Below are 24,825 nucleotides of genomic sequence, written 5' to 3'. Positions count from 1 at the left end.
TTCTAGCGGACCCTGTGCGGCCGCCCGCTTTCGACGCTTGTGCTGGCGGCCGCGGGCAGCGCCGGTGCCGCCGGGCTGGCGATGAAGACCGCCGCCTGGGTGCGCCGCTCGAAGCCGAGCTTGGCCAGCAGCGACGAGACATAGTTCTTCACGGTTTTCTCGGCGAGGAACATCTCGGCGGCAATCTGCCGGTTGGTGAGCCCCCCGCCCACGAGCACGAGCACCCGGCGTTCCTGTGGGGTCAGCGACGTGGTGCGCGGATCCACCTCTTCGGCTTCCACCAGGCTCTCGACGATGCCCGCAGCGACGCCCTCCTCGAATAGGGATTCTCCCGCCGCAGCGCGCCGGAGCGCGCCGATCAGGTCCGTGCCGCCGATCTCCTTCAGGACGTAGCCACAGGCTCCGGCCAGCACCGCGCCGCGCAGGGCCTGTTCGTCGTCGAAGCTGGTGAGAATGATGCAGTTCAGCAGCGGATCCACGGAGCGCACGTCCCGGCAGACTTCGATCCCGGTCCCGTCCGGGAGCCGGGCGTCCAGCACGCAGACATCCGGATGCAGGGCCGGGATCCGGCGGGTCGCCTCCACCGCGGATCCGGAGCTGCCCACCACCACGAACCCCTCGCCCTCGAGGAGTTCCTGCAGCCCGCGCCGGACGAGTTCATGGTCATCGAGAATGAAGACGCGGAGGAGCGCCGGAATGCCGTCGGGTGCAGAGCGGCCTGCGTCTGCCCAGGCAATCATGTTTCTCCCGTCCGGCCGCTGGCGCTGCCTCGTATGGTGTGCTGCCCTGCCATTCTTCTGCACACCCCCGCCCGGTACAAGGGTCCTAGGACCCGACGCGGGCCTGCGCGGCTGTTCAGTCCCTATTCAAAGGAGGCCCGGCGCGGATCCGCGAGGCGCGTGTTCCAGAGATCCGGCCTGGTCACGGTGAAACGGCGTCCGGTCAATGCCTTCGGGGCCAGGCGCACGTAGAAATTCTTGTCGCCTGGCTGCCACGGCTCCAGGAGCCGGGCGTCCGCCGCCTCCTTTTCCGCCTGGCTTTCCATGAGCTGGGCCTCGCCGCGGGCAACCACACTCCACGCCCGCTGTTCGCGGGCGTCATAGCCGTCGATTTCGAAGGCGGCGGGTTTGGACGTCATCGCACCCCACAGCTTGGTGCCGCCCGCGGTGCGGAACACGATCGAACGGCGCTCCAGCACGAAATTGACGGGGAAAATTTCCGGATGGCCATCGACGATGAGCGCAAGCCGGCCGACGACTTCCCTATCCAGCAGTTCCCAGCACTCGTCGATGGACAGCCGGTCATCCGCCGGCGTCTGATCCGGCAATGGCGTCGTCTCTGTAGTCATGTGAACCCACGTTAGCACCCTGAACGGCCCGCATCAGGGCCATTGGGCCCTTGCCCCTGCCGGAGGGTGACAGCAGCGCGGTACCTACCAGGGGCTGGGCCTGTAGTCCTTGAGGAAGACGCCGTACTGGTCCTCGCCGGCCTCGCCCATGACGATCGGGTCGTAGACCCGGGCGGCACCGTCGACGAGGTCCAGCGGCGCGTGGAAGCCTTCCTCCATCAGGCGGACCTTGGTGTAGTGCGGGCGTTCGTCGGTGATCCAGCCGGTGTCGACGGCGGTCATCAGGATCCCGTCGGCGTCCAGCATCTCCTGCGCGCTGGTCCGGGTCATCATGTTGAGCGCGGCCTTGGCCATGTTGGTGTGCGGGTGCCCGGGGCCCTTGTAGGCCCGGGAGAACTGGCCCTCCATGGCGCTCACGTTCACGATGTACTTGCGCCTGGCGGTGGAACGCTTCATGGCCCCGCGCAGCCGGCTGACCAGCAGGAACGGCGCGGTCACGTTGCACAGCTGGACCTCCAGCATCTCGAGGGGGTCCACCTCGTCCACCACCTGCGTCCAGCTGTTGATGGCGGCAAGGTCCGGAACCAGGCCGCCGGCGTCGATGGCGGTGCCGGCGGCGATGCGTTCCAGCGAGGCGGAGCCGGGGGACAGGGCGAGCGCACTGACGGTGTCCCCGGCGAGGACGGGGTGTTCCAGGACCGTGCTGGCCAGGGCCAGCGGGTGCTTGTCGTGGGCGTGGCCGAAGGTGACGAGTTCAGGGCCACCGTTGGCCGCCTGGAGCGCCGCGGGCAGTGGCTCGTCCTCGGCGTCGACGAGGGGCTTGTAGGCGTTGCCGGAGCGGCGGACGGTCTGGGCGGCGTTGTTGATGATGATGTCCAGCGGCCCTGCGGCATCCAACGAGTCCGTCAGGGCCATGACCTGGGACGGGTCGCGCAGGTCGATGCCCACAATCCGCAACCGGTGCAGCCACTCGCCGCTGTCCTCCATGGCGGCGAAGCGCCGGGCGGCGTCCTTGGGGAAGCGGGTGGTGATGGTGGTGTGGGCGCCGTCGCGGAGGAGCCGGAGCGCGATGTACATGCCGATCTTCGCCCGGCCGCCGGTCAGCAGTGCCCGGCGTCCGGTCAGGTCGGTGCGGGCGTCCCGCTTGCTGTGGCTGAAGGCCGCGCACTCGGGGCAGAGCTGGTGGTAGAAGGCGTCCACCTGGGTGAAGTGCTGCTTGCAGACGTAGCAGGGCCGGGACCTGATGAGGTGTCCGGCGATCTCGCCGGTCGCGGACGGGGCCAGTTTGTTGCCGCGGGTCTCGTCATCGATCCTGTCGGGCGCCGCCGTCGCGGTCTGCGAGATCACGGCACGGTCCGATTCGGCGATCAGATCCCTCTTGGTGACCCGCCGGTGCCGCTTCACGGCCTTGAACATCTTGCCCGTGGCACGGCGCACCGAGACGTAGTCCGGGTGTTCCTCGTCGTAGGCATGGATGCTGTCCAGGACCTTGAGGCAGGCCTGGATGTCCGCTGCGGTTAATCCAGCAGGGGTCAGGTCGGAAGGCAGATCGGGGGAGCTCATTGCCCCAATTTTACAGCCTGCAGGAAGCCCGGTCCGACGCCGGGCTCCCTGCCCTCCGCGATGCCTGTCAGGCCGTGGGGCTGTCCGCCGGAACGTCCACGCCCATGGCTGCGGCGTGGCCCTCGCCGACCTTCGCCGCTGGCGCGCGCAGCTCGGGCCAGTTCTCCGTGGCCGCCCTGACGGCATCCGGCACGAGGTGCAGGTTGGCCGCCGAGAGGGCACGCTCCGCGTCGCCGGGCTCGGGCACTGCCTGGCCCTTGGCCAGGACGGTGATGCCGGAGTCGGTGACCTTGAAGCCGCGGGCCCGGTCCAGTTCCGGGTCCAGGCCGATGGCCGCGCCGGCAGGAATCTTCACGTTCTTGTCGATGATGGCGCGCTTGACGACGGCGCCCTCGCCGACGTTGACCTTGTCCATCAGGACCGAGTCGAGCACCCGGCTGAACGTGCCGATGTACACGTCGTTGGAGAGAACGGAACCTTCGACGATGCCGCCGGAAACCACGACGCCGCTGGCCACGATCGAATCCAGTGCCGTACCCACGGTGTTCCCCTTCCCGCGGACGAATTTGGCCGGCGGGGAGATGCTCTGCCGCGTGTAGATGGGCCACTCCGAGTTGTACAGGTTGAACACCGGCACGGGGGAGATGAGGTCCATGTGGGCGTCGTAGAAGGAATCGATGGTGCCTACGTCGCGCCAGTAGGTACGGTCCCGCTCTGTGGAGCCGGGGATTTCGTTCAGCGTGAAGTCGTAGACGCCGGCCTCGCCCTGGTCGACGAAGTAGGGAATGATGTCCCCGCCCATGTCGTGCTTGGTGTCCAGCCGTTCGGCGTCGACGTGCAGCGCCTCGACCAGCGCATCGGCGTCGAACACGTAGTTGCCCATGGAGGCCAGGAACTGGCTGGGGTCCGCGGCCAGCCCGGGGGTCGAGGAAGGCTTTTCCACGAACGCCGCGATCTTCTGCGGATTGTCCTGGTCCACCTCGATGACACCGAACTGGTCGGCCATGTGCAGGGGCTGGCGGACGGCGGCGACCGTCGCCTTGGCGCCGCTGGCCACATGCTGGGCCACCATTTGTGCGAAGTCCATGCGGTAGACGTGGTCCGCGCCGACGACCACGACGATGTCCGGGTTGGCGTCGTGGATGAGGTTCAGGGACTGGTAGATGGCGTTGGCACTGCCGAGGAACCAGCTCTTGCCCACGCGCTGCTGCGCCGGGACGGAGGCCACGTAGTTGCCCAGCTGCGTGGACATCCGCCAGGTTTCGGAGATATGCCGGTCCAGGCTGTGCGACTTGTACTGCGTCAGGACCACGATCTGCAGATACCGGGAATTGACCAGGTTGGATAACGCAAAGTCTATGAGCCGGTAACTTCCGGCAAACGGCACGCCGGGCTTGGCCCGGTCCGCCGTCAACGGCATCAGCCGGTTTCCCTCCCCACCTGCGAGGACAATGGCCAAAACCTTTTTTTGATGCGGCATAAGTGATCGCTCCTGAAACGCCTTTGTAGCTCCCCAAACAGTCCGGCACGCCCGAACGTCTTCACACTAGATCAGTTCCACCGTAACGACTACCTTGGGGTTTGTGCGTATAGACATAGTGACGAAAGAATTCCCGCCTGAAATCTATGGCGGAGCCGGGGTCCATGTGGCCGAACTGAGCAGGGTGCTGGCCCAGCATGTGGACCTGCAGGTGCGCGCCTTCGGCGCGCCCCGTGAGCCCGGGTACCACGGGGCGACGGTCACGTCCTACGCGGTGCCCGGGGATCTGGGCGGGGCGAACGCCGCCGTCCAGACCCTGGGGGTGGATTTGCGGATCGTCCCGGACATTGCCGGTGCCGACCTTGTGCATTCGCACACCTGGTACGCGAACATGGCCGGGCACCTCGCCTCACTGCTGCACGGGATTCCCCATGTGCTCAGCGCCCACAGCCTGGAGCCGCTGCGTCCGTGGAAGGCCGAGCAGCTCGGTGGCGGCTACGCCCTGTCCTCCTGGGTTGAAAAGACCGCGTACGAGGCCGCCGCGGCCATCATCGCCGTCTCCGAAGGCATGCGCCAGGACATCCTGCGCAGCTACCCGGACGTTGACCCGGCCAAGGTCAAGGTGGTCCACAACGGCATTGACGTGAGCCTCTGGAACCGGGACGAGGGCGAGGACGCCGTCCGTGCCCTCGGGATCGACCCGGAGCGGCCCAGCGTCGTCTTCGTCGGCCGCAACACCCGCCAGAAGGGCGTCCCCTACCTGCTGCGTGCCGCCGCCAAGCTGCCGGCGGACGTGCAGCTGGTGCTCTGCCTTGGCGCCGCGGACACCCCGGAGCTGGCGGCGGAGACTTCACGGCTGATCGAGGAGCTGCAGGGCCAGCGCAGCGGCGTCGTCGTGGTCGAACGGATGCTGCCGCGCGACGAACTCGTCCAGGTGCTCAGCCACGCGACGGCCTTCGCCTGCCCGTCCATCTACGAGCCGCTCGGCATCGTCAACCTCGAGGCGATGGCCTGCGGCGCCGCCGTCGTGGCCAGCGCCACCGGCGGGATCCCGGAAGTCGTCCAGCACGGAGAGACCGGGCTGCTGGTGCAGATCGAGCAGGTCACCGACGGGACCGGCACGCCGCTGGATCCGGAGAAGTTCGTCACCGAGTTCGCCGCCGCCCTGACCGAGGTGGTGTCCGATCCCGCCCGGGCGCGCGCCATGGGCCAGGCCGGCCGGCGCCGGGCCGAGGAGCACTTCTCCTGGGAATCCATCACGGAAACCACCCTCGAGGTCTACCGCTCCGTCCTGCCCCCGGGCGTTTCCTGACCGCTCAGCCCCGGGGCGCCTTCTGTTCCGGCGCGGTGCGGGCCGGCAGGTTCTTCTCGTCCACGGGGGCCTGCCCGCTCGCGCGCCGGGTGCGGACGTAGTCCCGGGCCTCGTCCTGGCGGGCCTTTTCGGCGCCGGTGGCGATTTCGGCCCGGAGATGTTCCGGCCCGTAGCCGAAGGCGTCCACCAGATCGAGGGCGTGCGGCCGGATCTTGGCCAGGAGCCTGTTGATGTACCGGCCCACAGTGCGTCCGCGCTGCATGGAAAGCCGGCCGTTCATGAGGTACCAGGACAGGTTCTTCTCGATCAGGGACAGCCCGAAGAGGTCGCGCAGCCAGGTCAGGACCACCCTGGTGCCCGGGTCTGCGACCTTGCCGAGGGCCTCGGTGAAGGCCTCCCACTGCAGCAGCTCGGCGTGCGCCTGCGCGGCTTCGATGAGTTCGTTCTGGTGGCTGTTGAACAGGGCGGCGCCCTTGTCCTGCGGCAGCCTGCCGGCGCCCCTGAGGGCTGAACCTGCCTCGGCGACCATGGTCTGGACACGGTCGGTCAGCAGGGCGCGCTGGCTGGCTTCGTCACGGATGGCAAGGGCGGCCTTCTGCGCCAACCCGGAGTCGGCCACGAACTGCGCGACGCCGCGCAGGCCGGTGCGGTGGATGGCCGCCCCGGTGGCCTGGCCGACCACGTAGCGGGCCAGTACGCCGAAGTTGACGTTGCGGAATTCCTTGGCGTAGTCGGCCAGAAGGCGCTTGGCGACGAGCTGCAGCAGGACCGTGTTGTCGCCTTCGAAGGTGGCGTAGACGTCGAGGTCCGCGCGCAGCGAGGCGAAGCGGTTCTCGATCAGGAAGCCGGCGCCGCCGCAGGCCTCGCGGCATTCCTGCAGGGTGTCCAGCGCGTGCCAGGTGCTGAGCGGCTTGAGGGCCGCGGCCAGGGTCTCGAGATCCTGCCGGTCCGCGTCGGTGTCGTGCCGGCCGGAGAAGACGTCGTCGAACTTCTGCAGCAGCTGCTCGCTGGCGAAGCTTGCCGCGTAGGTGGTGGCCAGCCGGGTGAACAGCCGGCGCTGGTGGCGCTGGTAGTCCAGCAGCACCTCTTCCTCGGTCCGGGAGGAGGCGCTGAACTGCCGCCGCTCGGTGGCGTACTGGATGGCGGTCTTCAGGGCCAGCTTCGACGCCGTCACGGCGGCGCCGTCGAGGGATACCCGGCCCTGGACGAGGGTGCCCAGCATCGTGAAGAAGCGGCGGCCCGGGCTGTCGATGGGGGAGCTGTAGGTCCCGTCGGCGGCCACGTTGCCGTAGCGGTTGAGCAGGTTCGTGCGGGGGATCCGGACGTTGGTGAAGTGCAGCCGGCCGTTGTCGATGCCGTTCAGACCGCCCTTGACGCCGTCGTCCTCGCCGCCGACGCCGGGCAGGAATTCCCTGGTTTCCGGGTCGCGCAGGTCCAGGTAGAAGGCATGGACACCGTGGTTGACGCCCCGGGTGACGAGCTGGGCGAAGACGACGGCGGCGAGGCCGTCGGCGGCGGCGTTGCCGATGTAGTCCTTCCACGCGGCGCGGTACGGGGTGTGCACGACGAATTCCCCGGTGGCCGGGTCATAGGTGGCGGTCGTGGCAATGCTGCCCACGTCCGAGCCGTGTCCGGTCTCCGTCATGGCGAAGCAGCCCGGAATGTCCAGGCTCATGATCCCCGGCAGCCACCTGGTGTGGTGCTCCTCGGTGCCGAGGTGGTTCACGGCCGAGCCGAACAGGCCCCACTGGACGCCCGCCTTGATCTGCAGCGAGGGGTCCGCGATGACCAGCTCCTGGAAACCAGCCACGTTGCCGCCGTGGTCGTCCGAGCCCCCGACGGAGGCCGGGAAGGCGCGGTGGACGGCGTCGTTCTCCACCAGGACCTTGAGCTGGCCGAAGGTGCGGGTGCGGTGCTCCGTGTGGGTCAGGCCCTCGATCTTGTGCAGTTCCGGGCGGGCGGCCAGGGCCCGGGCGTGCCGGCGGATCTCTGCCCACCGGCCCAGCAGCTGCTCGCCGAGCGCGGCCACATCGACGGCGGGCTGTACCGCACCTGCGGGTGCGGCGGACGGGGCCTGCGCCGCTGACGGCGCCGGGGCTGCTGTCGTCCTGGTGGGGCCCGCGGCGCGGTCCGCTAGTTCAGTCATGTCGTTTCCTTCGTTGGTTCGGACAGTAGGGGCGCGTTCCTGAGCTCGGGGGCAATCCCGAAGCAGAGCCAGTCGGTGATCTGGCGGGCCATGGCTGCCTGGTCGGGCTTGTCCGCCGAGGCCGGGCTGGCGAGCCACTGTTCGCCCGCGTTCCGGACCAGCCCGATCGCGGCGTTGGGCCAATAGCCGATCACCGCCTCCTTGCCGGGACCGGCGCCGAGGTGGCTGCGCATGGGGCGGGCAATCATGTCGCTGATGGCCGCAAAAAAGTGCCCGAGGGCCCCGGCCGTGGCCACGGTGCCGCCGCTGCCACCTGTGCCGCCGGGCTCGCCGGGGCTTTCCGGCTCGCCGGAGTAGCGCGTGACGAAGGCGTAAACGTTCGGGCTGGTCCCGGCCATCTGCAGGTACGCGGACACCATGGCGAACAGTCCCTCGCGGGGGGTCTGGGCCGCCTGGGCTGCCTCCTGGATGCGGCGTTGCATCTGGTTCAGCACTACTTCCCCCACCGCCTGCTGGAGCCCGGCCTTGTCGCCGAAGTAGCGGTAAAACACGGACTTGGAGGTTCCGGCCGCGGCGGCGATGTCCTCCATGGACGCGTCACTGCCGAGCGCATGCACCGCCTTGCGGGCGGCCTTGATGAGTTCCCGCCGCCGCTCCGCACGATGGGCCTGCCAGCGGGAGTCCCGGCCGTCGACGGCGCCGCCGCCCGGCGCGCCGGCAGGGGACGCGACGGAACCGGATGGGCCGGTGGGTGGATTGTTCACGATACCGAGCGTATCAGCTACGCTGGGTATCGGTAACCCGCTTTGATCAGAAGGAGACAGCCATGTCCGTCAACGGAGAATCCGCATCCGGGCCACAGGAATCGGCACCGGCCGCCGCTCCGGCAGCAGCGCCGCAACTCCGCAATGCAGTGGTGGTGGGAGGCAACCGGATTCCGTTCGCCCGGACCGGGGGCGCCTACACCAGGTCCTCCAACCAGGACATGCTCGGTGCGGCCCTCGAGGGTCTCATCGCCCGCTTCGGGCTGCAGGACGAGCGGATCGGCGAGGTCGCAGCAGGCGCGGTGCTCAAGCACTCGCGCGACTTCAACCTGACCCGCGAGGTGGTTCTCGGCTCCGCGCTCGCCGCCGAAACTCCGGCCTATGACCTGCAGCAGGCCTGCGCCACCGGCCTGGAAGCCGTGCTCGGGCTCGCCAACAAAATCAAACTGGGCCAGATCGATTCGGCCATCGCAGGTGGGGTCGACTCCGCCTCGGACGCCCCCATCGCCGTCAGCGAGGGCCTCCGCGGGGTGCTGCTGGACCTGAACCGCGCCAGGACCATTCCCCAGCGGCTCCGGATCCTCAGCCGGCTCCGGCCCAGGGACCTGGCCCCGGACGCCCCGAACACCGGCGAGCCGCGGACCGGCCTGTCCATGGGCGAACACCAGGCGCTCACCACGGCGCAGTGGAAGATCACCCGCGAGGCCCAGGACGAGCTGGCCTTCAACAGCCACCGGAATCTCGCCGCCGCCTATGACGCTGGCTTCTTCGATGACCTGATCACCCCCTACCGCGGCCTGGGCAAGGACGCCAACCTCCGTGCGGACACGAGCATCGAGAAGCTGGCCACGCTCAAGCCCGTCTTCGGCAGGAACCTCGGCGCCCAGGCGACCATGACGGCAGGCAACTCCACCCCGCTGACCGACGGCGCCTCGACGGTGCTGCTCGCGTCCGAGGAATGGGCCGACGCCCACGGCCTGCCCAAGCTCGCCACGGTGCTCGACGGCGAAGCCGCCGCCGTGGACTTCGTCCACGGCAAGGACGGCCTCTTGATGGCTCCGGCGTTCGCCGTGCCCCGGCTGCTGGCCCGTAACGGACTCACCCTGGCGGATATCGATTTCTTCGAGATCCACGAGGCCTTCGCCGGCACCGTGCTGAGCACCCTGGCCGCGTGGGAGGACGAGGAATTCGGCCGCAACCGCCTCGGCCTGGCGGGCGCCTTCGGCAGCATCGACCGGTCCAGGCTCAACGTCAACGGATCCTCGCTCGCCGCCGGCCACCCCTTTGCCGCCACCGGCGGACGGATCGTGGCCTCGCTGGCGAAGATGCTGCACGCCAAGGGCCCGGTGGGCGGGCGTCCGGCCCGCGGGCTGATCTCGGTCTGCGCGGCCGGGGGCCAGGGCGTCGTCGCTGTCCTTGAAGCACGCTAGGGGGACCGGATGACCGACAAATACACCGAATTCGTAAGCCGGGGCGCCGGCCGGGACATCGCACGGAAGCTTGGGCTGCCGCAGCCGGTGGTTCTCCGGCGGTACGCGCCGGGCCGGCCCCTCGTCGAGGGTCCGGTGCTGGTCCAGGGGTCCGGCACCGGGGCCGACGAACTGGCCTCGATACTGCTGTCCTGGCGCCTGGACGTCCGCCGGCACGCCGTTCCCAGGGAAAAGCTCGGCGCGATCATCCTGGTCCTGGACGGGCTGGCACGCCCGGAGGACCTGGAAAAGCCGGTCCTTGGCGCCGCAGCCTCGCTGCGCGACCTGGCACCGAACGCCCGCGTGGTCATCATCTCCCGGTCCGCTGCCGGCGCCCCGGATCCGGCGGTTGCCGCGGCCCGGCAGGGGGTGGACGGGCTGCTGCGGTCCCTGGCCAAGGAACTCCGCGCCGGCGCCACGGGCAACGGCATCCTGCTCACCGCCGCTGCCGGCACCACCAGCCCCGGCACGCTGGGGGCGCTGCAGTTCTTCCTGTCGGGCCGTTCCGCGTTCGTTGACGGGCAGTTCCTGACCGTCACCTCCGGCCTGGGGCAGCTGCCGGACGACGCCGGGACGCCCCTGGCGGGGAAGGTCGCCGTCGTGACCGGGGCGGCGCGCGGGATCGGCGCCGCGATTGCCCGCACCCTCTACCGTGACGGCGCGAGGCTCGTCGTCGTCGACGTCCCGGCAGCCGGCGGGGACCTGGCGAAGGTGGCCAACGAGGTGCATGGAACGGCGCTGCAGCTGGACATCAGCCGTGAGGACGCCGGGCAGCGGATCATCGGGCACGCCGTGGAACGCCACGGACGCCTGGACATCGTGGTCCACAACGCTGGCATCACCCGGGACAAGCTGCTCGTCAACATGGGCCAGGACCGGTGGAACGCCGTCATCGCCGTGAACCTTGCCGCGCAGCTGCGCATCAACGCGGCGCTGCTGGCCTCGGTGCACTTCCGGAGCTCGCCTCGGATCGTGTCCGTGGCGTCCACGAGCGGCATCGCCGGCAACCGCGGACAGGCCAATTACGCCGCGTCCAAGGCCGGAGTCATCGGCATGGTCCGGGCCACGGCACCCCTGCTCGCGGCGCACGGCGGCTCCATCAACGCCGTCGCACCCGGCTTCATCGAGACCGCGATGACGGCGCGGATGCCGTTCGCCACCCGGGAAGTCGCCCGCCGGCTCAACTCACTGCAGCAGGGCGGGGAGCCGGGCGACGTCGCCGAGGCGATCGCCTTCCTGGCCAGCGACGCCGCGGGCGGCATCTCCGGCGAGGTGCTGCGCGTCTGCGGGCAGAACCTGGTCGGAGCATGACCGGGCCCCAGCCCGTCATCCTGGGCGAAATGCCGTCCCTCGCCAAGCTGTACGTCAACGCGGCCGCCACCGCCGCGCGGCGCCGGGTCCTCGGCACCCACGCGGGCACCGCGCTCCCGGAGTGCAGCCACGAGGTCCGCGGCGTGAAGGCGGAGGTGACCACCCTCACGGCCTACCAGCACCTGATCGGCGAGACGGCGAGCGACGTCCTGCCGGCCGGGTTCCTCCACGCGCTGGCCTTTCCGCTGGCCATGAGCGTGATGAACCGGGATGACTTCCCGCTGCCCCTGCCGGGCATGATCCACCTGGGCAACAGCGTGCTGCAGTACGCCCCGCTCCGTTTCACCGAGGCCCTGGATCTCCGGGCGCGGGTGGAAAAGCTGCGCGGGCACCGGGCGGGGACCGTATTCGATGTGGTGGCCGAGGTCCGCGCGGCAGGGCAGGACACCCTGCGCTGGCGCGGTGTGTCGACGTACCTGTCCAAGGGCGTGTTCCTGCCGGGGATCGACAAGCCAACGGTGCCCACAGTGCCCTCTGCCTTCTCCGCTCCGGATCCGACGGCGCTCTGGCAGTTGGGCGTCGACACGGGTCGGGCCTATGCCGCGGTGTCCGGGGACTTCAACCCCATCCACCTGAGTGTCCTGACGGCCAAGGCGCTGGGCCTGCGCCGGTCCGTCGCCCACGGGATGTACCTTGCGTCCAGGGCGCTCGCGGACGTGGGCGCGGTGAAGGGGGACTCATTCAGCTGGGACGTGGCCTTCGAGGCGCCGGTGTTCCTGCCCGCTCATGTGGCCCTGGACATCAGCACCGTGCAGGACAACGACGGCGGGTGGCGGCGCTCGGACTACGTCGCCTGGAACGCGCGCTCGGGACGCAAGCACTTCAGCGGATCGGTGGCGGCACTTTAGCGCCGGGATCCGATGCGGACGACGGCGGCGGCCGTCTTCCCTGCCGCCGCCGCCGGTTCACGCGTGGGCGGATTTAATCACCCGCAGCATGCGGTGCAGGCTCAGCAGGATGGACTCGGCCGCGCTGGCAGAGTCTGTGGCCACCTCGCGGGCTGCAATGCGGGCGGTGAGATCCGTGAGGGCGGCATCCGCGGCCGCGGTCAGCTCCGCCTGCTCCGGGGGATCCTCTTCGATGGACCGAAGAATGTCCCCCACGGCTGCCATGGCGCCGGCGAGGGGCGCCGTGTCTTCGTCCGGTATGACGAAGGGCGTGTCCGTGGCCCAGATGACGTCCGAGAGCACCTGGGTCACATCCTGGATGTGGAAGGTAATCCGCTCGAGGTCCCGGAGGTTGCGGTAGTCCAGGTCCACGTCCCGTGGGTGGAGCCGCCGCCGGGGATTTGCCTTCCGGCTGGCGTCCGCTTTTTCCACTGCCAGCCGCACCGATCGGGCCGAAGCTGCGAGCGCATCCGAGCGGCGGGACCAGTCCTCATGCTCCGGCGGCCAGTTCTCTTTCAGTGCCTTGCCCATGTCCTCCAGTTGCCGGGCGAGCGCCAGGCGCAGCTCGGCGATGCTGAGGGCCGCGGCTTTGAAGTGCAGCGGCGGGAAGACCAGGAGATTGACAACTATGCCTACGGTGACGCCGGCGCCCATCTGGACCAGGTAGCCGAAGGAGAACTCGTCCGGGTTGTGGCCGCCGACCAGCAGGACCAGGAGCGCCGCCGTCGGAATCCAGTCGCTGCCGGAGCCGATCCGGGGCAGGCCCGCGAGGATGACACCGAGCCCCATGACGATGGCGACCGTCACCGGGCTCGGGCCCCCCAGGCTGAAGAGCATGAAGGCCAGGCCGATTCCGATCGCCAGGCCCACGAGCGTCTGCGCCCCCTGGCGCATGGAGCCGGAAACGTTCTCGTACATGGCGACGAGGGCGCCGAGCGGGGCGTAGTAGGGGTAGTCGGCCGCGGAACCGGGCATGAAGGGGGCAATGTAAAAGGCGATGCCCGCGGCGAGCGCCGCCTTCACGGCCAGCTGCAGCCGGGGCCAGAGAAGCGCCGGGGACACGCTGCCCACAACGATCCGCCAGAGTTTTTGGACCGGTGACGGGTGTCTGCCGGTTACCTCTTTATCGCTGCTCATCCCGGCCCACCCTAGGTGCGGGATATTGCTGCCACAAGTGGAGGAACCCCGCCGTCCGGATTTGACCTTCCGGTCAGGCCGCCCCGTGCCCCGGGGCGACCTCCTCGCCGGCCCGGACCGGTCCGGGCGGTGTTCCGCCGCCGAACGGCCGGCCGCCGAGCGCTTCCCGGCCGTGGGCGGTGAGCCAGTTGCCCAGCTCTGGTCCCTTCGGGACGATTCCGGTGGGATTGATGTCCTCGTGGACGATGTAGTAGTGCTGCTTGATCTGGACGAAGTCGATCGTGTCGCCGAACCCCGGGGTCTGGAACAGGTCGCGGGCGTAGGCCCACAGCACCGGCATCTCGCTGAGCTTCTGCCGGTTGCACTTGAAGTGCCCGTGGTAGACGGCGTCAAAGCGGGCGAGCGTGGTGAACAGCCGGACATCGGCCTCGGTGATGGTGCCGCCCACGAGGTAGCGCCGGGCGGCGAGCCGTTCCTCCAGCCAGTCCAGGGCGGTCCAGAGCCGGTCATAGGCGGCGTCGTAGGCCGCCTGGGAGCCGGCGAAGCCGCAGCGGTAGACGCCGTTGTTGACCTCGGTGAAGACCCGTTTATTGACGGCGTCGATCTCTTCCCGCAGGTGCTCCGGGTACAGGTCCGGGGCGCCGGGGCGGTGGTACGCGGTCCATTCCGTCGAGAAGTCCAGGGTGATCTGCGGGTAGTTGTTGGTGACGACCCGGCCGGTGGGCACGTCCACGAGGGCCGGCACCGTGATCCCGCGCGGATAGTCCGGGAAGCGGCGGAAGTAGGCGTCCTGGATCCTTTCGATGCCCAGGACGGGATCCTTGCCGCCGGGATCGAGGTCGAAGGTCCAGGACCGGGCGTCGTGGGTGGGGCCGGGCTGGCCGAGGGAGATCACGTCCTCCAGGCCCAGCAGCCGCCGCACGATCACCGTGCGGTTGGCCCAGGGGCAGGCGCGGGCGGCGATGAGCCGGTAGCGGCCCGGTTCCACCGGCCAGCCGGGTTCGCCGTTGCGGCCCGGGGCGCCGTCCCGGGTGATCCGGTCCTCGATGTAATGGGTGTCCCGGGTGAATTCCTCCCCGCCCGTGACATAGGCGCCCTTGGTGGAGTATCCGGGATCATCAGTGTGGTCTGTGCTGGTGGATGTCTGGCTCATGGTCCCAGCCTATGCCGGGAGTGGACCATGACCGGGAAGTGTGGCGAGGACCTGCGCCATCGGCTGCCAGGCGAACCACCACGAGGCCGCCACCACGGCGGCGAACAGCAGGATCCAGACCGCCGCGGGCACCCGCGTCGCGCGGTACAGCAGGTAGGCGTCCGACGTCGGCAGCTGGTCCCTGCGCCGCAGGTGCACGGCGAGCAGCTTGCCCAGGTCCCGGACGGCGGCGACCAGGAGGGCCAGGCCCAGCACGATCATCACGTGCCCGTTGAATTCCGGCGGAACGAACAGCACCAGCAGCACGGCGGCCACCACCGCGGCGCCGGTGATCAGCAGGCCGATGCCGTTTCGCAGGAACAGGAACGATGCCAGCAGCACCAGGGTCCCGACCGACATCGCGGCGGGGCCCCAGCCGTTGAAGCCGCACCAGACCATCGTGGCGCCGACGACGGCCGGCACCGGGTAGCCCCAGAACGTGGACCAGACGGCGGGCAGGCGGCCCCGGCTGTACGTGGTGGTGGTGCCGGAGTGGTTCAGGCTCAGCCGGATCCCGCCCAGCCGCTGGCCTGTCATGAGGGCGGCGAAGGCATGGCCGAGCTCGTGCGTGACAGTGGCGAGCAGCCCGAAGTACCGCCAGCTGGCCCGGGGGAGGGACACCGCGACGGCGAGGAGGACCACCACCGCCAGTTCCGTGGCCGTGACGTGGGGGATGGGCGACTGGGTGAACCCGGCAACGATCCGGTCCCACCATGCCGCGGCAAGGTTGTCCGTCGCAGCGCCGGCCGCCATCGGCAGGCTCATGCATTCCCGCTTCCGAGCCGGGCGGCATTCACCGCGGTGGTGTCCTGCCGGAGGGCGGGAAGGAGGGCGGGTTTCCGCCCGCGCTCCTCGGGAAGGAGAATCCGGAACCGTTCGACGTCAACCATAGGCTGCAAGGCTAGCCTGGACGGCCTGCCGCGTCGAAACGGCAGGGGCCAGCGTCTACAGTGGGGGCCATGGCGGACGCTACGCACCACGAAAACGAGACCATCGAAGACCAACTGCTCCGGGAACTGGCAGCAGCCCACGGCATCGGGACAACGTACCGCGGCTGGGACGGCGTCGAACGCGCCGTGTCCGGCAGCACCCTGCACGGTGTCCTCGCGGCCCTGGGGGTCCCGGCCCACGGGCCGGACGAACTGCAGCGCTCGCTGGGCGAGACCCGGCTGGCGCCGTGGCGGCGCATCCTGCCGCCGGTCGTCGTCGGACGGGAAGGGCAGGAAGTCCACGTCGACGTCCACGTCCCGTACGGCAGTCCCGTCAGCGTCTGGATCATGGCCGAGGACGGCAGCAGGCACGACGCGGCACGACGCGACAACGGGGACGGTCCGGTCGACGTCGACGGCGTCCTTACCGGCCGCGCGGTGTTCACCGTCCCGGACCACCTGCCCCTCGGCTGGCACACCCTGGTTGCGGACGCGGACGGCGCCACGGCCGAATGTCCGCTCGTGGTCACGCCGCAGCGGCTGCGTACCACCGGGCTGCTGGCGGGACGGCGGAACTGGGGGCTGACGGCGCAGCTCTATTCCGTGCGGTCCTCGCGCTCCTGGGGGATCGGCGACTTCGCCGACCTCGCCGACCTCGCCACGATTTCGGGCCGGGAGGGTGCCGGTTTCCTCCTCGTCAATCCGCTGCACGCCGCCGAACCGCGGCCGCCGGTCGAGAATTCCCCGTACCTGCCCACCACGAGGCGGTTCTTCAACCCGCTGTACCTCCGGGTGGAGGAGATTCCCGAATACGGATACCTGGACGCGGCGGGGCTGGCCGAGGTGGAACGGCACGCCGGGCGGCTGCACACGGCCAACCGCTCCGCCGGGCTGCTGGACCGCAATGCCAGCTACGACGCGAAGCTCGCCGCCCTGGAACTGGTGTTCAAGGTCCGGCGCAGCGCGGCCCGCACACGCCAGTTCGCGGACTTCTGCGCGGATCAGGGGCAGGGACTGGACGACTTCGCCCTCTGGTGCGCGCTCGCCGAACGGCTTGCGCCGTCGGCCCCGGAGTGGGCGGGGGAGGCGGCTGAGCCGGGAACGCCCTACTGCGCGGAACAGCGGGTCCTGCTCGCCGGACGGATCGAGTTCCACCGCTGGCTGCAGTGGAACTGCGACCAGCAGCTGGAGGCGGCGCAGCGCGCGGCACGGCAGGCCGGCATGGAGATCGGCGTGATCCATGACCTGGCCGTCGGGGTGAAACTCGGCGGCGCGGACGCGTGGAAACTCGACGGTGTGCTCGCGCGGGGCGTCACGGTGGGCGCGCCGCCGGACATGTTCAACCAGCAGGGCCAGAACTGGACCCAGCCGCCGTGGCATCCGGGCCGGCTCGCCGAATCCGGCTATGCCGCCTACCGCGACATGCTGCGGACCGTGCTGCGCCACGCCGGCGGTATCCGCGTGGACCACATCCTGGGGCTGTTCCGGCTGTGGTGGATTCCGGCGGGGGCGGGCCCCGAGGACGGCACCTACGTCTACTACGACCACGAGGCGCTCATCGGCATCCTTGCGCTGGAGGCACAACGCGCCGGGGCGATCGTGATCGGCGAGGACCTGGGCGTGTTCGAGCCCTGGGTCCGTGACTATCTCGCCGAGCGGGGGATCTTCGGCACCTCGATCCTCTGGTTCGAGCACGACGCCGGCGGACCGATTCCGCCGGAACGGTACCGCCAGCAGTGCCTCACCAGCGTCAACACCCACGATCTGCCGCCGACGGCGGGCTACCTGGCCGGCGAACACGTGACCCTGCGCGAGTCGCTGGGTCTGCTGCAGCGCCCGGTGGAGGAGGAACGCGCCGCGGCTGCCGCCGAGCAGGAAGCGGTGCTGGCCCTGGTGCGGCAGCGCGGGCTGCTGCCGGCCGGGAGCCCGGATGGCCGCACAGATGTGCAGGCCACCGTCGGGGCGCTGTACGCGTTCACCGCGCTGTCGCCGTCGTCCCTGCTGGGCGTGGCCCTCGTGGATGCCGTCGGCGAGACCCGGACCCAGAACCAGCCCGGCACCAGCACGGAATACCCCAACTGGTGCATCCCGCTGGCCGGCCCCAACGGCACGGTCCTCATTGACGGGCTGGCTGCCGACCCGGGGTTCCATTCCCTCGTCGGGACTGTCCGGAATGCCCTGCATCCGGGGCCCTGAGGGAGGCGGGGGAGCCGACGACGATCTTCGCCGAGGCCATGGCCTTCCATGGCTCCTCCCGCTACCATGACCCGATGAGGCGAATCGGCAGACGTTCTCTGGCTGGCGGCTTTGCGCTGGCCCTGTTGCTTGCGGGCTGCACTCCGCCACAGCCGGCCCCCACCCGGCCGCCCTCGTCCCCGGCGCAGACGCCGTCGCCCCCGGTTTCCAGCCAGCGGCCGTCGTCCCCGGCCCCGGCCCCGGCTCAGACGCCGTCGCCGCCTGCTCCCAGCCAGACGCCGCCGCCGGCTCCCGCCCCAGGGAACAGCGGAGGGATCGAACACATCGTCATCATCGTCCAGGAAAACAAGCCCTCCTCGCAGATCATGGGCTCCGGCGACGCCGCCTATTTCAACAAGCTGGCGGAAGAATATGCAGTGGCCACCAACTACCAGGCAATCATGCACCCGAGTCTGCCCAACTACCTCGCGCTGACCAGCGGAACCAACGCCGGGATCACCAGCAACTGCAAGCCGAAGGACTGCCGGGCGGACGTGCGCAGCATCACCGATGAGGTCTCGAAGTCCAGCCGAAGCTGGAAAATGTACGCCGAGGGCATGCCTGCGCCGTGCGTTGGGGAGAACTCCGGGCGGTACGCGGTAAGGCACAATCCGTTCATGTATTACCCTTCGGTCACGGCAGACAAGAACTCCTGCGCCGCGCACGTCGTGCCGCTTACCCAGCTGGACCAGGACCTGGCGTCCGCGTCCAGCCTTCCGAACTACGTCTTCATCAGCCCGGACCTGTGCAACGACACCCACGACTGCCCGATCCGGACGGGAGACGAGTGGCTCGCCCGGCTGGTCCCCAGGATCCTCGGCTCGCCGGCGTTCACCACCCGGAACTCCCTGCTGGTGGTCACGTGGGACGAGGGCAGCGACGGCGACAACCAGGTGGCCACGGTCTTCGCCGGGCCGGCGGCCAGGAAGGGGCACACCTCGGATGCGGCGTACACCCACTACTCATTGCTCCACACGATCGAAGAAGCCTGGGGGCTGCAGCCACTGACGGGCAACGACAGGAACGCTCCCAGCATGGCCGGACTCCTCAAATAGCCCGTCAGCCATAGAGTGCCGCGATGGGCTTGTCGTCGTCGTCCCTGCTGGGCGCGCCCCGCTGGCCGGTTCACGGGGCCCGTCCCAGGCCCCAGGCCTCTTCGTGCCGGGAGGACATGCCCAGTCTTCGCACCCGGGACCGGGCATAACCGGAATATGCCCATCCGCCGGCCCGGGCGTGGGGCATGTCCGGCGGCTTCTCCCTGGCCGACCGGGCCGCCTGACCCGCCGAACTAACGAAAATGTCCACTGGTGCAGCGGCGTGGCTCGTCAGCGCTGGCGATACCATGGGCGGATGAGGCGAACAGGCAGCCGCTCCCTGATTGGATGCATCGCCGTTGGCTTGTTCTTGGCAGGGTGCAGTTCGCCGCCGGCCCCGCAAGGCACAGGCGCGATCGATCATGTCGTGATCATCGTCGAGGAGAACAAGCCCGCCAGCAGCATTCTCGGCGGAAGTTCCGCCCCCTACCTCAACAAACTGGCCAACGAATACGCCCTGGCCGCCAACTACGCTGGAATTACGCATCCAAGCCTGCCGAATTATCTGGCTCTGACCGGCGGCACCACCGCAGGCATCTCGGGTGACTGCAGCCCCAAGGACTCCGGCTGCACAGCAAATGTGAAGAGCATCGCCGAGGCAGTGGCGCAGTCCGGACGAAGCTGGAAAAGCTATGCCGAGGGCATGCCGGCGCCCTGCCGGACAGAGAATTCCGGACGGTACGCGGTGCGGCACAACCCCTTCATGTACTACCCCGGTGTCACGGCGGACCAGGGCTCCTGCGCCTCCCATGTGGTGCCGTTTACCCAACTGGAGGCGGACCTGAAATCCGCTTCGACCCTTCCCAATTTCGTGCTCATCAGTCCGGATCTGTGCAACGACATGCATGACTGCCCGGTGAAGACGGGGGACGACTGGCTGTCCCGGGAGGTCCCGAAAATCCTCGGCTCCCCGGCCTTCACGACGCAGAACTCGCTCCTGGTCGTCACATGGGACGAGGGCGACGACTCCACCAACCAGTCCATCGCGATATTTGCCGGTCCGGCCGCGCGGACGGCCGTCAGATCCGATGCACCGTACAACCACTATTCGCTGCTGCACACGATCGAAAACGCCTGGGGGTTGCCGCCCCTGACCGAGAACGACAGAAGCGCCCCGGTCATGGCTGATCTGCTGAAGTAGCGGGTCAGCCCCCTGGGCCTGGTGCAGTCTGGCGCAGTAGGCTGGGCGCGTTCCCCTACCCCGGCGATCGACACTGCGGCCGCATGGCGCGGTTCCGCCAGGCCAACGTGGTTGCGTCGGTCCGTGCCGGCAGGATCCGGCTGGCGGTACATTTCTATAATCTGGAGGAAGAGCTCGATCGCGTGGCCGAGCTGATCGGACGCGGATGAGCGGCGGGGAGACCGTACTGGGAGCCCTCTAGGAAATACCGCCGCTTGGCCCAGGCTGCAGGGCGACGCCTTTGACGGGGCTGCTGGGCACCTTCTTCTCCCTGGCGAAGGTACGTACGGTTCCTCCACGTGGCACGCCAGGATTCCGCTGTTATGTCTCAGGACTTCGTGGACGGTTCATGTCTCGCCCTTGGTGGACGGTTTGTCTTTTGGTTCGTCTGCCGGTGGTGGAGTGGCGCAGGTCTTTCGCAGGTGGTGTGTTTGTTTTTTTGCGGGTCACGTCCATTTGCGGTCTCCGGCGGGGCCAGCCGTGATGTCTGAGGGCTTTCCACCGCCGGCGTAGGGTGTTCCTTCGTGGTCTGGTGTGGCTGATGACGCGCAAACCGCCCCGCGCCGCGCGGGAGGCCCGGGCCGGATGGCCACGGCATGACGGATCCTGATCTCCGGGTCGGGATCGCTCCTGCGCAGCAGCAAACACCGGGCAAATTTCTCGGTCCCGGCGGGAGCCGCCACCGGCCGCCTTGGTGTGCCGGTCAGCAGGGGCCGATCTGGCCCAGCGTGTAGCCATCCGGGTAGACCGAGGTCCCGGTCTTCCCCGGCACAAACGAAGGCTGTGCCGGCAGGGGGCGCATGGACGCTCGAACAGCCCGGAACCGCAGCACGGCGTTGAAGACGAGCCGCAACCAGGCCGGCGACGGTTTGAGCCCGAGGGCGACTGCCACGCGGGGCTTGTCCATCATGAGGGCAAGAACAACCGGGGTCAGCGGGCGCAGGAACCGGTGCAGGCGCACCTTCAGGGCCTCCACTGTCGCGCCGAGCAGCGAGCTGCCCTCCGGGCTGGGCCCGAGCCGCCGTTCCTCGTAGTCGTCCAGGAAGCGGCCCGCGGCCTCAAGGGTCGCCGGGGCCGGGTCAAGACCCATCCGGCGGCCGAGCTCGGCGTAGAACGCCACGGCCGCTTCCTCCTCAAGGGCGGTCAGCTTCCTCCAGCCGTGCTGGTCGACCCAGCGCAGCGGCAGGACAAGCAGTGTCATGAGGACGTAGAGGAAGTCCTCGCTGCTGCCCGGAACCCCCTGGTGCACCCGGCGCAGGAGGGCGGTCATGGCCTGGCCGCGGTCGCTGTCGAAGCCGTTGGCGATGATCTCGTGGATGACGATGCCGGTGTCGTAGGAGCGCTTCATGGGGCGCTCCCGCATTTCGCCGCGGTCGGCAAGGGTCCGGGCGATCGAGGGGATGGCGAAGTTCCGGTAGTACGAGACGAAGAAGCCCGCGTGGATCTCCTTCTGGAAGTCGTACAGGACCATGGTCCGGTAGATCGCGTAGGGGTCCGCACCCTCCGGCAGGCTCTTCCGGGTCGGATGGGCCAGGCCCGAAAGGATCCGGCCGCCGAGGCCCGGGGTCACGATGTCCGCTCCAGGTTGAGGTCCGACTCGACGGTGAGCAGATAGGCCCGGTCGACGGCGGTCAGCGCGGACCGCGCCGCGCCGGCGGCCAGCTCGGCATCCCAGATTTCCACGATCATGCGGTGCAGGCGCTCCTGCGGGCGCGCGGCGGCGTCGGTCTCGAGCAGCCTCGCCATGTCAGCATTCTTCAGGGCCTTGACCCGGATGGGTTCAACCTTCGCGATGGTCCGCAGCATGCGGAGCGAAGCAAGCCTGCGGGCGGCGCGTCCGGCTACGGCGGGGATGGTCAGGCCGACACCGACAAGCACGATGGCGAACATCTCCAGCATTTGGAACGGGGCATTCGCTGCCCCGTGGAGTGGTGTCAGCTGCGGGAATGCATGGCTGAGGATGCCCAGGGCCATAAGCACCATCGTCACGACGCTGATAACGGAGCCCAGGCCGACCATGGAGAATCCGATCCGGAAGGACTGCCTCATCCGGGGTACGAACCGGCAGCATGCCCAGGCGATCTCGCCGCAGGACCACCCGATGAAGGCGATCATCATCAGCGAGAAGGGCGCAGCAAACGGGAACCGGTGGTATCCGCCCCAGGTCGCTGTCGACGGCATGGGCCCGGTGAGGAAGAAGAAGGCAGCCTGGAGTACCAGCGTGACGGCCACCGGCAGGCAGCGGATCCACGCAGCCCGCTTGTCGGCTTCCGGGGAGATCGCGTTGACGACGGCGGTACGCAGGAACCAGAGGCCGATGATCATGAAGGTGTTCACGGCCAGCTTTGCCAGGTTTATCCCGCCCAGCAGGGCATCCGTGAAGAGATACACGCCGGGGTTGCCCAACACGGATGACAAACCGGCGAACATCGCGGCAAGGAACACCGGGTCTTTGCCGTTCCTGGCTACGGCCGGGACGCGGGCAACGACCAGCAGGAACAGGGCCCCCGCCATGAGGAAGTGCATCATCCGAATACCGCCCCGAATTTTCCGGGCTGTCCGTCAGTACGCTCAAGCGACCGGCGGATCCGGGCGGCGAGGCAGTCGGCCAGGAGTTCTGCGGTCACCTCGAACTCGTCCTGGAAGTCGGTGCGCTTCAGGGCCGTGATGACCCGCTCCGGGTCCAGATCCGGGAAGAACACCTTGGCGTAGTCATGACTCACGACCTCCTGCTCATGGCGGAGGATCATGTGGGCGAATTCGTGGAGGATGATCTGCTGGCGGTGCACCTCGGACGCGGCCGGCGCGTGAAAGATGAGATCCATGCTGTCGAGGCCGAACCACAGACCGCAGACCTTGTCTGTCGGAGTGCTGTCCATGGGCTTGATGACGATTTTGCGTCCGCTGGCCGTCTCGAGATGGGACTGGACGGACCGCAGGGATACGGGTTCCAGCAGATTCAGCTGGTCTTCTGCAGCCCTGGCCCGTTCTCGGGCGGCACGGTAGTACATATGGCGGGAATCCTCGGCTCTTTTACTTTACGTGAGCGTGGAGCCGCCACCATCCACGGTTTGAGCGTAGCAGAGCGACGGGGGCGTCGGCGGTCAAATGACCTGCTCAGACTCCGGTTCCATGAGTGCCGGTCAGGTGTTCGTCGATGAGGTCCCGGATCTGCAGGAGCGTCGCGGCCGACAGCCCGTCCAGCTGGCGGGCGGCGAAATTGCGGACTTTGTTGGCCTTCATCGTGGCCAGGAGCTCCAGCTGGGCCTCAACCTTCGGCGGGAGGTCCTCCTGGCCCTCCACCAGGTAGCCGCGGTTCACGCCGAAGAAGCCAGCAAGGTTCCGGAGGAGCTCAGTCTTCTTCACCTCGGGTCCGGAGCCGGCGCGCATGTAGTGCCACCGGGCGCGGGAGATGGGGGTTCCGGCCCTGTCCATGGCCTCGCGGACGTCGTTGAAGGTGATTTTCCGGCCTTCGGCCTCCGCGGAGTCCAGCAGGAGGTTCAGCTTCCGGGCCAGAGCCGCACCTGGCCGGGAGTCGCCCGAGGGAACATTTGTCATGCCTGTTCCTTTCAGTGTCGATGGTGGACGACTTGTGACTCTACCAGATTGGACATGTCCAATATCTATGCATACGCTCAGGATTCGGGAATTAGACACGTCTAATCACCGGTCCGTTGCAGTGAATGCTGGCTCCTGCCACCATCTCCGCTGGGCGGGGGGTCCGGCAGGCGGGACCCGTGGCGCGTCGTCACCCGAAGACACCGTAGTCCGGCCGGATCATTGGGGGCCGGCCGGACCACGGTTTTCCACGGAAAGCGCTGCGGTATCGCGGTGTAGCCGCCATCGCCTGGGCGGCCCGCCAGCCGTGCTGTTGAGCACCAGCCCGCGGCGGGGGCGTGGGGGAGATGCACATCACAGACGACACGCGTTGGGTCTCCCGGCTTTCCGGCTAGGGTGGATACCTGAAGAGCCCCGTTGCATCCCCCAATAGCAGCGGGGCTCTTCGCTGTCCTGAACCGTGGCGCTGTTTGGAATCCTGGGCACGCCGTCTATTCGTTTTCTTGGTTCCAGGTGAGCCACAACGCCACTATGCAAAGATCCCGACGGCGGGGGCCGCTTTTCCGCGTCCGCCTGGTGAAACCCGAGTCCGCGTGGGTGAGGAGACAAAAAACCCCTGGAATCCGTGGATTCCAGGGTTTTCCCTTGTGCGCGGAGGGGGACTTGAACCCCCACCCCGGTGTGTCGCCAGGGCTAGCCGGTGACTGGCCCGCCTGGTGACGGCTGGAGCAGCGGATACCTGGAAGCGGTCAAATCGTTTACCGGGCCCATACAAAAAGATTGTTGCCGGCGGCCCTACCGGCGGGAAATCATCCGGGGATAAACTGCTGTCCTCGCGGCTCCCCGCCGCACACCATCAGCGGCCGGAGCCAGTGGCCGCCACTCCGGGCAAACAGCCCCACACTGCGCATGATCTAGGCAGCATCGTTTTGGCTGCGCGCTAACAAGTACTCACTTGGTTTGCAGCAGGAGATTCATGAAAAACGCCACAACCTTCGGCGCCGTCAGGGTGTCCCCACCCGGACCCAGAGCGGCAACCCTCTTAGCCTTGATCCACCGATCCGCGGTTGGTCCTGATTGATTTCGGGGCCGGCCGCGGTTTTTGGTTTCGGGCATGGCGGATCGCCGGCCTTGCTGCCGGTGGTGTTCCACTGTGTGTT

General features: G+C 68.6%; 20 protein-coding genes. 7 read left to right on the top strand and 13 right to left on the bottom strand.

Annotation, left to right across the window (positions count from 1 at the left end; translation table 11 throughout):
* Positions 1–2: 2 nt before the first annotated feature.
* The 4 genes from J9611_RS16760 to glgC form a co-directional block, all read right to left on the bottom strand.
* A complete protein-coding gene (locus J9611_RS16760) occupies positions 3–740 on the bottom strand; it encodes a response regulator (RefSeq protein WP_211881764.1) in 738 nt (245 codons plus the stop codon).
* A gap of 122 nt (positions 741–862) precedes the next feature.
* Positions 863–1,348, bottom strand: a complete 486-nt coding sequence (locus tag J9611_RS16755; protein WP_211881762.1) for a pyridoxamine 5'-phosphate oxidase family protein — start codon at positions 1,346–1,348, stop codon at positions 863–865.
* Positions 1,349–1,432: 84 nt separating this feature from the next.
* Positions 1,433–2,911, bottom strand: coding sequence for an SDR family NAD(P)-dependent oxidoreductase (locus J9611_RS16750; RefSeq protein WP_211881760.1), 1,479 nt, complete (start codon positions 2,909–2,911; stop codon positions 1,433–1,435).
* A 67-nt stretch (positions 2,912–2,978) separates the two neighbouring features.
* Complete coding sequence (gene glgC / locus J9611_RS16745; RefSeq protein ID WP_211881758.1) at positions 2,979–4,391, bottom strand: glucose-1-phosphate adenylyltransferase; 1,413 nt, start codon at positions 4,389–4,391, stop codon at positions 2,979–2,981.
* Between the two features lie 103 nt (positions 4,392–4,494).
* Here glgC and glgA point away from each other — a divergent pair, with 103 nt between their 5' ends.
* On the top strand, positions 4,495–5,703 hold the full coding sequence (glgA, locus tag J9611_RS16740; protein ID WP_211881756.1) for a glycogen synthase: 1,209 nt from the start codon (positions 4,495–4,497) through the stop codon (positions 5,701–5,703).
* A gap of 4 nt (positions 5,704–5,707) precedes the next feature.
* Here glgA and J9611_RS16735 read toward each other — a convergent pair whose 3' ends face one another.
* Both J9611_RS16735 and J9611_RS16730 read right to left on the bottom strand, forming a co-directional pair.
* Positions 5,708–7,849, bottom strand: a complete 2,142-nt coding sequence (locus tag J9611_RS16735; protein WP_211881754.1) for an acyl-CoA dehydrogenase family protein — start codon at positions 7,847–7,849, stop codon at positions 5,708–5,710.
* A complete protein-coding gene (locus J9611_RS16730) occupies positions 7,846–8,613 on the bottom strand; it encodes a TetR/AcrR family transcriptional regulator (protein ID WP_211881752.1) in 768 nt (255 codons plus the stop codon). Before J9611_RS16730 ends, J9611_RS16735 begins: the two co-directional genes overlap by 4 nt.
* A 62-nt stretch (positions 8,614–8,675) precedes the next feature.
* Between J9611_RS16730 and J9611_RS16725 the strand changes: the two genes are divergently transcribed.
* The 3 genes from J9611_RS16725 to J9611_RS16715 are packed head-to-tail and all read left to right on the top strand — an operon-like array spanning position 8,676 to position 12,301.
* Positions 8,676–10,043: an acetyl-CoA C-acetyltransferase gene (locus J9611_RS16725; RefSeq protein ID WP_211881750.1), complete on the top strand. Its 1,368-nt coding sequence runs from the start codon at positions 8,676–8,678 to the stop codon at positions 10,041–10,043.
* A gap of 9 nt (positions 10,044–10,052) precedes the next feature.
* Positions 10,053–11,393, top strand: coding sequence for a 3-oxoacyl-ACP reductase (locus tag J9611_RS16720; RefSeq protein ID WP_211881748.1), 1,341 nt, complete (start codon positions 10,053–10,055; stop codon positions 11,391–11,393).
* Entirely contained in the window at positions 11,390–12,301 is a 912-nt protein-coding gene (locus J9611_RS16715) for a MaoC family dehydratase (protein ID WP_211881746.1), read from the top strand. The genes J9611_RS16720 and J9611_RS16715 overlap by 4 nt, the downstream gene beginning before the upstream one ends.
* A 57-nt stretch (positions 12,302–12,358) precedes the next feature.
* Here the strand turns inward: J9611_RS16715 and J9611_RS16710 are convergent, their stop codons facing one another.
* The 3 genes from J9611_RS16710 to J9611_RS16700 form a co-directional block, all read right to left on the bottom strand.
* Positions 12,359–13,477 (bottom strand): FUSC family protein, encoded by a 1,119-nt coding sequence (locus tag J9611_RS16710; protein WP_211881744.1) that lies wholly within the window; start codon positions 13,475–13,477, stop codon positions 12,359–12,361.
* A 73-nt stretch (positions 13,478–13,550) separates the two neighbouring features.
* Complete coding sequence (locus J9611_RS16705; protein WP_211881742.1) at positions 13,551–14,630, bottom strand: glutathione S-transferase family protein; 1,080 nt, start codon at positions 14,628–14,630, stop codon at positions 13,551–13,553.
* 9 nt (positions 14,631–14,639) lie between these two features.
* Positions 14,640–15,434 carry a M50 family metallopeptidase gene (locus J9611_RS16700; protein ID WP_246527946.1) on the bottom strand — a complete coding sequence of 265 codons (795 nt, stop codon included), beginning with the start codon at positions 15,432–15,434 and terminating at the stop codon, positions 14,640–14,642.
* Between the two features lie 194 nt (positions 15,435–15,628).
* On the opposite strand from J9611_RS16700, the gene malQ reads away from it, so the two are divergent.
* The 3 genes from malQ to J9611_RS16685 all read left to right on the top strand — a co-directional run bounded on the left by malQ (position 15,629) and on the right by J9611_RS16685 (position 20,068).
* The gene (malQ, locus tag J9611_RS16695) at positions 15,629–17,794 is read left to right on the top strand and encodes a 4-alpha-glucanotransferase (RefSeq protein ID WP_211881740.1); all 2,166 of its coding nucleotides are present in this window, start codon (positions 15,629–15,631) and stop codon (positions 17,792–17,794) included.
* 74 nt (positions 17,795–17,868) lie between these two features.
* Entirely contained in the window at positions 17,869–18,888 is a 1,020-nt protein-coding gene (locus J9611_RS16690; protein WP_211881738.1) for an alkaline phosphatase family protein, read from the top strand.
* Positions 18,889–19,150: 262 nt separating this feature from the next.
* Positions 19,151–20,068 carry an alkaline phosphatase family protein gene (locus J9611_RS16685; protein WP_211881736.1) on the top strand — a complete coding sequence of 306 codons (918 nt, stop codon included), beginning with the start codon at positions 19,151–19,153 and terminating at the stop codon, positions 20,066–20,068.
* A 742-nt stretch (positions 20,069–20,810) separates the two neighbouring features.
* Here the strand turns inward: J9611_RS16685 and J9611_RS16680 are convergent.
* The 4 genes from J9611_RS16680 to J9611_RS16665 all read right to left on the bottom strand — a co-directional run bounded on the left by J9611_RS16680 (position 20,811) and on the right by J9611_RS16665 (position 23,665).
* Positions 20,811–21,677 (bottom strand): oxygenase MpaB family protein, encoded by an 867-nt coding sequence (locus J9611_RS16680; RefSeq protein WP_307857136.1) that lies wholly within the window; start codon positions 21,675–21,677, stop codon positions 20,811–20,813.
* Positions 21,674–22,636 carry a hypothetical protein gene (locus tag J9611_RS16675; RefSeq protein ID WP_211881734.1) on the bottom strand — a complete coding sequence of 321 codons (963 nt, stop codon included), beginning with the start codon at positions 22,634–22,636 and terminating at the stop codon, positions 21,674–21,676. The genes J9611_RS16680 and J9611_RS16675 overlap by 4 nt, the downstream gene beginning before the upstream one ends.
* A complete protein-coding gene (locus J9611_RS16670) occupies positions 22,633–23,118 on the bottom strand; it encodes a hypothetical protein (RefSeq protein ID WP_211881732.1) in 486 nt (161 codons plus the stop codon). Before J9611_RS16670 ends, J9611_RS16675 begins: the two co-directional genes overlap by 4 nt.
* A 106-nt stretch (positions 23,119–23,224) precedes the next feature.
* Entirely contained in the window at positions 23,225–23,665 is a 441-nt protein-coding gene (locus J9611_RS16665; protein WP_211881730.1) for a hypothetical protein, read from the bottom strand.
* Positions 23,666–24,825 lie beyond the last annotated feature (1,160 nt).

Origin of the sequence: Pseudarthrobacter albicanus, from assembly GCF_018224015.1 — a bacterium.
Taxonomy (GTDB): Bacteria; Actinomycetota; Actinomycetes; order Actinomycetales; family Micrococcaceae; genus Arthrobacter; species Arthrobacter albicanus.
Note: the sequence above shows the minus strand (reverse complement) of the source record. Positions and strands in the feature narration are given on the sequence as shown.

What these genes read in the sequence shown, in the direction of transcription:
- J9611_RS16705 (WP_211881742.1), bottom strand. Translation starts at nt 14,630, where the DNA reads ATGAGCCAGACATCCACCAGCACAGACCACACTGATGATCCCGGATAC.
- J9611_RS16675 (WP_211881734.1), bottom strand. Translation starts at nt 22,636, where the DNA reads ATGATGCACTTCCTCATGGCGGGGGCCCTGTTCCTGCTGGTCGTTGCC.
- J9611_RS16760 (WP_211881764.1), bottom strand. Translation starts at nt 740, where the DNA reads ATGATTGCCTGGGCAGACGCAGGCCGCTCTGCACCCGACGGCATTCCG.
- J9611_RS16710 (WP_211881744.1), bottom strand. Translation starts at nt 13,477, where the DNA reads ATGAGCAGCGATAAAGAGGTAACCGGCAGACACCCGTCACCGGTCCAA.
- J9611_RS16735 (WP_211881754.1), bottom strand. Translation starts at nt 7,849, where the DNA reads ATGACTGAACTAGCGGACCGCGCCGCGGGCCCCACCAGGACGACAGCA.
- glgC (WP_211881758.1), bottom strand. Translation starts at nt 4,391, where the DNA reads ATGCCGCATCAAAAAAAGGTTTTGGCCATTGTCCTCGCAGGTGGGGAG.
- J9611_RS16755 (WP_211881762.1), bottom strand. Translation starts at nt 1,348, where the DNA reads ATGACTACAGAGACGACGCCATTGCCGGATCAGACGCCGGCGGATGAC.
- J9611_RS16725 (WP_211881750.1), top strand. Translation starts at nt 8,676, where the DNA reads ATGTCCGTCAACGGAGAATCCGCATCCGGGCCACAGGAATCGGCACCG.
- J9611_RS16665 (WP_211881730.1), bottom strand. Translation starts at nt 23,665, where the DNA reads ATGACAAATGTTCCCTCGGGCGACTCCCGGCCAGGTGCGGCTCTGGCC.
- J9611_RS16700 (WP_246527946.1), bottom strand. Translation starts at nt 15,434, where the DNA reads ATGAGCCTGCCGATGGCGGCCGGCGCTGCGACGGACAACCTTGCCGCG.
- J9611_RS16750 (WP_211881760.1), bottom strand. Translation starts at nt 2,911, where the DNA reads ATGAGCTCCCCCGATCTGCCTTCCGACCTGACCCCTGCTGGATTAACC.
- malQ (WP_211881740.1), top strand. Translation starts at nt 15,629, where the DNA reads ATGGCGGACGCTACGCACCACGAAAACGAGACCATCGAAGACCAACTG.
- J9611_RS16720 (WP_211881748.1), top strand. Translation starts at nt 10,053, where the DNA reads ATGACCGACAAATACACCGAATTCGTAAGCCGGGGCGCCGGCCGGGAC.
- J9611_RS16690 (WP_211881738.1), top strand. Translation starts at nt 17,869, where the DNA reads ATGAGGCGAATCGGCAGACGTTCTCTGGCTGGCGGCTTTGCGCTGGCC.
- J9611_RS16670 (WP_211881732.1), bottom strand. Translation starts at nt 23,118, where the DNA reads ATGTACTACCGTGCCGCCCGAGAACGGGCCAGGGCTGCAGAAGACCAG.
- J9611_RS16715 (WP_211881746.1), top strand. Translation starts at nt 11,390, where the DNA reads ATGACCGGGCCCCAGCCCGTCATCCTGGGCGAAATGCCGTCCCTCGCC.